At 42.6% G+C, this 6,919-nt stretch carries 4 protein-coding genes; 2 read left to right on the top strand and 2 right to left on the bottom strand.

Going from position 1 to position 6,919, the window contains the following annotated elements; all coding sequences use genetic code 11:
• Nucleotides 1-84 precede the first annotated feature (84 nt).
• A complete protein-coding gene (locus Q0X77_RS15230; RefSeq protein ID WP_297798673.1) occupies nt 85-1,509 on the top strand; it encodes a hypothetical protein in 1,425 nt (474 codons plus the stop codon).
• Nucleotides 1,510-1,517: 8 nt separating this feature from the next.
• The gene (locus Q0X77_RS15225) at nt 1,518-2,162 is read left to right on the top strand and encodes a T9SS type A sorting domain-containing protein (RefSeq protein WP_297798672.1); all 645 of its coding nucleotides are present in this window, start codon (nt 1,518-1,520) and stop codon (nt 2,160-2,162) included.
• 734 nt (nt 2,163-2,896) lie between these two features.
• On the opposite strand, the gene Q0X77_RS15220 is transcribed toward Q0X77_RS15225, so the two are convergent.
• On the bottom strand, nt 2,897-4,930 hold the full coding sequence (locus tag Q0X77_RS15220; protein ID WP_297798671.1) for an adenylate/guanylate cyclase domain-containing protein: 2,034 nt from the start codon (nt 4,928-4,930) through the stop codon (nt 2,897-2,899).
• Between the two features lie 101 nt (nt 4,931-5,031).
• On the bottom strand, nt 5,032-6,919 hold a 1,888-nt coding region (gene ppsA / locus Q0X77_RS15215; RefSeq protein WP_297798670.1), incomplete at its 5' end, for a phosphoenolpyruvate synthase.

The following is a 6,919-nucleotide window of genomic DNA, read 5'->3' as shown; positions in this document are numbered from 1 at the left end:
ACGGCTCCTGTTATTGATGTAGCAGCCTCCGACCTTACCGTCGAATGTGACGGTGCTGGCAATGATGCACAGCTGCAAGCTTGGTTGGCAAGTATCGGAAATACAGGTGCGGCCTCGGATACCTGTAGTGATGTAACCTGGACGAATGACTATACCGCACTCAGCGACGACTGTGGTGCTACAGGTTCAGCTCTGGTAACCTTTACGGCTACCGATGACTGTGGAAATGCCTCGACTACTCAGGCTACCTTTACTATAGAGGACACGACTGATCCTGTATTGGCTGGTGTTCCTGGAGATGAAACGGTAGAATGTTCTGAGGTACCTGATCCGGCTTCGCCGACGGCTTCGGACAATTGTGATGCCGATGTAGATATAGCCTTTGTAGAAGAACGGATTGATGGCGATTGTCCAAACAACTATACGTTGGCAAGAACCTGGACTGCCACGGATGACTGTGGAAATGAAAGTGTAGAGACACAGGTTATTACGGTACAGGATACTACACCACCGATCATCAACTGCCCTGTCGATGTATTTATCAGTTGTACGGATGACTATTTGCCGAGCAGTACCGGTTTTGCCACGGGTAGCGATAATTGCGGGGATGTTACCATAACGTATACTGATGCTTTGCCTGACGAAGGACGTCAGAATTGTGAGGAGTTTATACGTACTTGGACGGCCACTGATGCTTGTGGTAACGAAGCTTCGTGCGATCAAAAAATTACCACTAAGATCGATTTATCGATTATCAAGACATTCAATCCGACGGAAGTGCCACAAGGCACATTGCAGACTTTTACTATTGTAGTAAGCAATGCAGGACCATCTGATGCGGTTGACGTGTCGGTGACAGATGTGGTTGATCCCATTCTTGAAGTTACAAGCATTAGCTTGCCTATGATGAGTATCGGCGATTGTACGGATAGTGCCGGTAATAACATCGACTGTACATTACAAATTCCTGCCGGTGGTTCGGAGACTATAACGGTTGAATATCTGACAGCGCCATTCTTTGATGGTGGAGTTTCGCCTTATGGCACAGGGTTCGGTGATGACTTTTATTTCGTATTCCTGAATGGCTACATTCTTGAAGGTTCTACGGACAATGGACCTGTAAAACTTACGTATCCCAACGGTACACAAGTGGATATCACTAATGACGTAACTATTGTTACAAGTCTCACCAGGAATGACATCATTTTCGATCCTCCAGGTGATGATCCGGCATTCGAACTGCATCTCTCTTGTTCTGATCCATTCACGGATGGTTGGGGTCAGTCTGGTGGACCTGTTCAGGGTGTCGACAACAATTGGCAGATCGCGTTCTTTACGATCGCGAGATATAACCCACAGGGCTTCTTAAAATCCTGCGGTAATGTGGTCAATAATTTCGATGTACCGAATACAGCGACCGCAATGGGTGACGATTCGTTCGGAACCCAGACGGTATCGGATGATGCCACTGTACAATCGACCGACTGCAGACCAATGGTAAGCGACTAACGGTGCGTTTGAATAACTTAACGGGCGACGATAAGGAAATCGCGGAAATCACGGCTGAATGGCCTGGAAGCAACGGCAACCTTACCAAGGTCTGGCTCACATATGACAGGACCAGTAATGTGATCTGGCAAGGAAGCGACGATCCGTCTGATGCCCTTCTCAATTCCTCTGTAGCGGGTTGGAATGGTGCCACGCTCCTCACTGGTGAAGCCATTCTGCGATTCGACTTCAAGAATAAGGTTGCGTCTTCACCTTACACCGTTCGCGTCCTATTCACGGATGGAACGTTCCTGGATATCTCGGTCGGTGGAGGTGAAGGCAGTAAGAACGGTACGAGTACTGTGAAAGCAGATCCCGAAGATAGCGAACCGCAAGTGGTGGTATACGAACCCACAACCTTGTCCGCATATCCATCGCCTTTCACTACGCAATTGAACGTAGATGTGAAAATCGATTATGAGGCTACTGTGCAAGTACAATTGTTTGACATCACAGGAAGGCTTGTTAAAACGCTCGATGCACAGCATGTTTCACCTGGAAATAACCAGTTGCAGTTCAATATTTATGACCAGGTTGAAGAAGCAATCTATGTGTTGAAAGTGAACACCGGTAGGGAAATTATTACCGCCAAAGTTGTTGGTGACCGGCAATAATCCCTGACCTTAAATATTACTAAAGCGCCCGAAAAACGGGCGCTTTTTTTATGTAGAGCAAGGGAATATTCCGTATTCCGAAAACCAAAAAGGCCCGATTTCAAGGTCGGGGCTTATTGCGGTAAGCTTTCATGGCTTGGTAGCTTACGGTGAAAAGAGTAAAAATAATAGCGACCGAACCGGCCACCACATAAATGCTTATCACAATGTTGATTAGATATGCATAGCCCTCCAACATTGGCTCATAAGATACCATGAAAGGGGAATGGCCAGAACAAAAGGAGAAATTACAGTCACTAAAATCAGCTGTGAGTAGTTAAACAATTCTTTTCTCCGAGGCTCTTAGAACTTTTTGATTAAATGTTCAAAAAGGTGCTTTTTTCAGCTAAATGTAGTTAGATGAAATCGTATGAAAATATTCCTTAATTTTATACTGTAAATAACACAAAATAAGTACGTTCTTAAGCTTCTTTTTAAACCAAGTGTCCATAAAGGGATTTGATTGTCGTCACGCCTGAGGCGTGACCACCCCAACTACGTTCATCAAAGATGAACTTCGTTGGCCAAGCCCGACCAAGAGAATCCAATCACGAAAGTGGTTGGATTTTTTGTTTTTATAGTGTAATGCCACCAGGCATTTAAACGGTGAAAACAAAAAAGACAGACAGGCGTTAGCCTGTATTGGGTTAACTTGAGCAACAACCTCTTTAAGGCTCTTTATAATAAGATGACTTCTATTCAGGCAAGTCCATTTTTTTCAGGAGGTTCTGAAATCGAGGTTCGTCACGTATAAAGTCAAAAATAGGATCTACACTAATATAAGGCATGTTGCTGTCGTGTTCTTCATATGCTTTTTCGAGCCATTCCAGGGCCTCTTCTTTCTTTTCTGCACGGCAATAAAGTGTTGCAATCTGCCATGAAGGAACGTAGATCGTATCACGATTCGTGATCATCATCTCGGCGGTACGCTGCATGGCCAAATGGTAACCTCCTTCTTCAAATCCTTGTTCAAGGGATTTCAAGGCCAGCTCATTTTCCTTCAATATGTAAATTTTTTTTGCAATATCAAGCGCCTTCTGCCAGTCACCCAATTCATGATAGACCGCCCACAGTGCCGGTAGGGCAATCCCTTGATCCGGTTCTATTTCATAAAGCTTGAGCAACAACTCCAGTGCTTCATCATACTTACCTGCATTTTTAAGTGCCTGCCCATGCACAGAAATATATAAGGTATTAAATGGATCTAGCTCCATGGCAAGTTCGCCATGTGGGAGCCCTTTTTCGGGATCGCCCATTATTGCCAGAAAATGGGAGTAATATGCCTGTGAAAAGGCGTAATTTGGATTTACCTCTATTGCCTTTAAAAACTCTTTTTCAGCTTTTTTCCAATTCCATTCCCCCCAGGTATATTTGGTGGCAATGCTGGCACGAATCTCCACCAGCGAACTGTCAAGTTTTAGGGCCATATTTTGTGCAGCTTCGGCTTTCTCGTAGACTTCATTATTGGGTAAAAACCCATGCATAACATAAGCCCCCCAAGTACTGGAAATACCCAGATAAGCAAGAGCATAATCCGGATCAATTTCACGTGATAATTGAAAGTAACCCATGGCACGATCAAGGTCTTGTTTTGTACCTAACTCCCAGTGGCCCATACCCCGCAGGTAGGCTTCGTAAGCATCCGGGTCTATAGGTTTAGATTCCGTTAGCAATTTTTCTTCCTGAGGAGTCAGATTTAAGTTAATTTGCTGGGAAATCTCGTTGGCAATTTTTTTGGTAAGATTAGAAAGCTGTGCTTTCTCAATGTTGAAATCGTGTACCCACAACAGCTTCTCCTCAGGAAAGGCGCTTACCATTTTTACCTGAATACAAATATTTTCACCATAGCAGGTCACGGAAGTTTCTACTGCAGCATCAATATTGAGCTCAGTGGCTATTTGAGGAATCGATTTTTCTACGTTGCGATAGGCATTGGCTGTTCGACTCGAAGGTACTCTTAAGGCACTTATTTTTCCCACATCCCCAATTAAAGCATCATGTATACCTGCGACAACATATTCCAGTGAGTCATCGCCGGTAAAATTGTCAAATGGCAGAATAAGTAATGATGATATGGGTGATGCCTCAGTTTTGAAGGCATCTCGTATCCAGGGTCCAATAGCAAGAATCAACAGTAACAGAATGATATAGGTATAAATTGACCTTGTTAGTTTATGAAACAGACCTTTTCCTTTAAGTTGCTCTATTTTAGCGGCAGAAGGGATTGGTAGTCCATTTGCTAATATACAATAGGTGTTTACCAGATAATCAACATTTTTTAATTTGACCTGACCCAGATATTTCGTCTTAACAGCGCTTTTGGCCCGAATGGATTTTTGGATAGATTCAGAGATATAAATACCCCCCGGGTCTGCAACTGATTGTAACCTGGAGGAAATATTAACGCCATCTCCAAAAATATCTTCGTGATCATAAGTGATGTCACCAAGATGTAATCCGATCCTAATTTTCTCTTCGATTTGCTGTCTTGCCTGTTTTTGTATTTCGATAGCGCACAATACCGAATCAATTGCACTATCAAATTGAGCTAGCATACCATCGCCCATTTCTTTGATAAGTTTGCCCTTGAATTGATTGATACTTTTGATATGAATTTCCCGGCTTTTTTCCAACACTTCAAATGCCTTATCCTCATCTGATCCCATCAAGGCTGTATAACCGACAATGTCGGTAAACATAATTGCGGCTAGTTTTCTTTTAGCAGGCATTGTAGACTTTTTGTGTTATGCCAGTATACTTATTAATCATTTAAAATTCAATCCAATTAAACTGGGTACTCTGACATTGATTGTTTCAAAAGAGAATATTTTCAATTACTGCAGGCAGCCTGTCCAACGGTTATAAAACTTTTCTCAGCCCTATTAATATTCTCAATCCCCTTTAATAGCGCATCCGGGTTAAAGGATATGCTATTAATGCCTTCCTTTACCAAGAAACTGGCAAATTCCGGGAAGTCGCTGGGCGCTTGTCCGCACAGCCCAATTTTTGTATTGGTCTTTCGTGCAGAAGCTATAGCCATGGCAATCATCTTTTTGGCAGCGGGGTCATTTTCATCGAACAATTGGCCCATCAATTCAGAATCGCGATCGATTCCTAAAGTAAGTTGGGTTAAATCGTTCGAACCGATTGAGAATCCATCAAATATTTTAGCAAATTGCTCTGCCAAAATTACGTTGCTTGGAATTTCTACCATCGTATAAATTTCAAGACCATTCTCGCCTCTTTTCAATCCGTTTTCTTCCATAATAGCTACCACTTTTTTACCCTCTTCCAACGTTCTGCAAAAAGGAACCATAACTTTAAGATTATCAAGACCCATGGTATCTCTTACTTTTTTAATGGCAGCACATTCCAGGGCAAACCCTTCTTTATAGAGGTCATTGTAATATCTGGATGCCCCCCGAAATCCCAACATAGGGTTTTCCTCTTTCGGCTCAAAATCCTTGCCCCCAATCAGGTTAGCATATTCATTGGTTCTCAACCTAACGATGACCTCTTTAGGGTAAAAGGCTGCAGCTATAGTAGCTATACCCTGTGAGAGTTGATCTATAAAATAGTCCTGCTTGTTTTTGTAGCCTTCTGTAAGTTTTTCTATTTGTGCGATTTCAGTGGTATTTTTCAACTCATCAAACTTAACCAGGGCCATGGGATGCACTTTTACAGAGTGGGTTATGATAAACTCCATTCGTAATAAACCTACCCCATTATTAGGATAAAGCGATAATTGAAAAGCATTTTCTGGATCGGCCAATATCATTTTTGCCTCGGTATGCGGCATCCGTATGTTTGAAAAGTCGATTTCCTCCTCTTTAAAAAGAAGTTTACCTTCATAGACATACCCCGTTTTACCTTGGGAACAGCATAAAGTAATCATTTCCCCATCCTCAATAGTAGCTGTGGCATTATGGCAACCCACAATTGCGGGAACACCCAGCTCCCTAGCCACAATAGCTGCGTGGCTGGTTCTTCCTCCTTTATTGGTAATTATGCCGCCAACCTGTTTTAATAAGGGGTCCCAATCCGGTGTAATGGTATCGGTAATAATAATATGATCCTGAGAAAGGTTTTTGGCATCCTGAGGAGAATTCAACAGACGTGCCATCCCAACTTTTATTTTGGAACCTACGGCATTTCCTGTAGCCAATACTTTACCTTTTTCTTCCAGTCTATATTGTATAAGCAGATTCTTGTTCTTACTATGGTGCACAGTTTCAGGACGAGCCTGGATGATATGGAGTTCACTTGTGAGTCCATCCTTGGCCCACTCTATGTCCATAGGCTTCTGGTAGTGTTTTTCAATGACTGAAGCCCAATTGGCCAAGGTAATTATTTCTTCATCAGATAATACAAATTGGCACTGTCTGGGTAGTGGTGTGTCTATGTTTATGGTCGGGTTATTTTCTTTGGACTTTGAATAGACCATTGTTAATTTTTTATCCCCCATTCGTTTTTGAATAATAGGGAATTTCCCCTGTTCCAGAATTGGTTTGAATATATAATATTCATCAGGATTCACAGCCCCCTGAACAATATTCTCCCCCAATCCCCAAACACCTGATAGCAAGATTACATTCTCAAAACCAGATTCAGGTTCAATGGTAAAACCTACCCCGGAACAGCCTTTATCTGCACGTACCATATTTTGAACCCCTACAGAAAGGGCAACCTCTTCATGTTTAAAGCCTTTTTCATCGCGA

Source organism: uncultured Eudoraea sp., from assembly GCF_947258925.1.
Lineage (GTDB): Bacteria > Bacteroidota > Bacteroidia > Flavobacteriales > Flavobacteriaceae > Eudoraea.
Note: the sequence above shows the minus strand (reverse complement) of the source record. Positions and strands in the feature narration are given on the sequence as shown.

Coding starts and splice junctions, on each gene's coding strand:
- Q0X77_RS15220 (WP_297798671.1), bottom strand. CDS start 4,930: ATGCCTGCTAAAAGAAAACTAGCCGCAATTATGTTTACCGACATTGTC.